This window comes from Microbacterium sp. USHLN186, from assembly GCF_037145155.1.
Lineage (GTDB): Bacteria > Actinomycetota > Actinomycetes > Actinomycetales > Microbacteriaceae > Microbacterium.
In genome coordinates this window covers 1-1,623 of the sequence record NZ_JBBCYA010000009.1, presented here as the reverse complement: position 1 = coordinate 1,623, position 1,623 = coordinate 1, and the positions used below count along the sequence as shown (strand labels likewise).

Genomic DNA, 1,623 nt, shown 5'->3' with positions numbered 1-1,623 from the left:
AGTCGCATGTTCTAGACCCGAAGCGAAGTGATCTATCCATGGCCAGGCTGAAGCACGTGTAAGAGCGTGTGGAGGGCCGAACCCACTTAGGTTGAAAACTGAGGGGATGAGCTGTGGATAGGGGTGAAAGGCCAATCAAACTTCGTGATAGCTGGTTCTCTCCGAAATGCATTTAGGTGCAGCGTTGCGTGTTTCTTGCCGGAGGTAGAGCTACTGGATGGCCGATGGGCCTCACCAGGTTACTGACGTCAGCCAAACTCCGAATGCCGGTAAGTGAGAGCGCAGCAGTGAGACTGTGGGGGATAAGCTTCATAGTCGAGAGGGAAACAACCCAGACCACCATCTAAGGTCCCAAAGCGCGTGCTAAGTGGAAAAGGATGTGGAGTTGCTTAGACAACCAGGAGGTTGGCTTAGAAGCAGCCACCCTTGAAAGAGTGCGTAATAGCTCACTGGTCAAGTGATTCCGCGCCGACAATGTAACGGGGCTCAAGCACGCCACCGAAGTTGTGGCATTGACATTTTTGGTAGGCCTTCGTGGTCCAGCCGTGTTGATGGGTAGGAGAGCGTCGTGTGGCGAGTGAAGCGGCGGTGTGAACCAGCCGTGGACGCTACACGAGTGAGAATGCAGGCATGAGTAGCGAAAGACGTGTGAGAAACACGTCCTCCGGAAGACCAAGGGTTCCAGGGTCAAGCTAATCTTCCCTGGGTAAGTCGGGACCTAAGGCGAGGCCGACAGGCGTAGTCGATGGACAACGGGTTGATATTCCCGTACCGGCGAAGAACCGCCCCAGTCAATCCAGTGATGCTAAGTGTCCGAAGCCATCCATCGAGCCCTTCGGGGTTCACCGGGTGGTGGAGCACACGACCCTATGCTGGTGCGGCTAGCGTATTAACAGGTGTGACGCAGGAAGGTAGCCCAGCCAGGCGATGGTTGTCCTGGTGCAAGTGCGTAGGCCGAGTCATAGGCAAATCCGTGACTCATACAGGCTGAGACACGATGCGAATGAAAAGTGGGTGATCCTATGCTGCCGAGAAAAGCATCGACGCGAGGTTCCAGCCGCCCGTACCCCAAACCGACTCAGGTGGTCAGGTAGAGAATACCAAGGAGATCGAGAGAATCGTGGTTAAGGAACTCGGCAAAATGCCCCCGTAACTTCGGGAGAAGGGGGGCCATCCACTTATACCCACTTGCTGGGAAAAGGGTGTGGTGGCCGCAGAGACTAGTGGGTAGCGACTGTTTACTAAAAACACAGGTCCGTGCGAAGACGCAAGTCGATGTATACGGACTGACGCCTGCCCGGTGCTGGAAGGTTAAGAGGACCGGTTAGCCGCAAGGCGAAGCTGAGAATTTAAGCCCCAGTAAACGGCGGTGGTAACTATAACCATCCTAAGGTAGCGAAATTCCTTGTCGGGTAAGTTCCGACCTGCACGAATGGCGTAACGACTTCCCAACTGTCTCAACCGCGAACTCGGCGAAATTGCACTACGAGTAAAGATGCTCGTTACGCGCAGCAGGACGGAAAGACCCCGTGACCTTTACTACAGCTTGGTATTGGTGTTCGGTGTGGCTTGTGTAGGATAGGTGGGAGACTGTGAAGCCGTGACGCCAGTCATGGTGGAGTC

General features: G+C 54.9%; 1 rRNA gene. It reads left to right on the top strand.

Going from position 1 to position 1,623, the window contains the following annotated elements:
* Positions 1–1,623, top strand: a 23S ribosomal RNA gene (locus WFG93_RS13885); the annotation flags it as partial.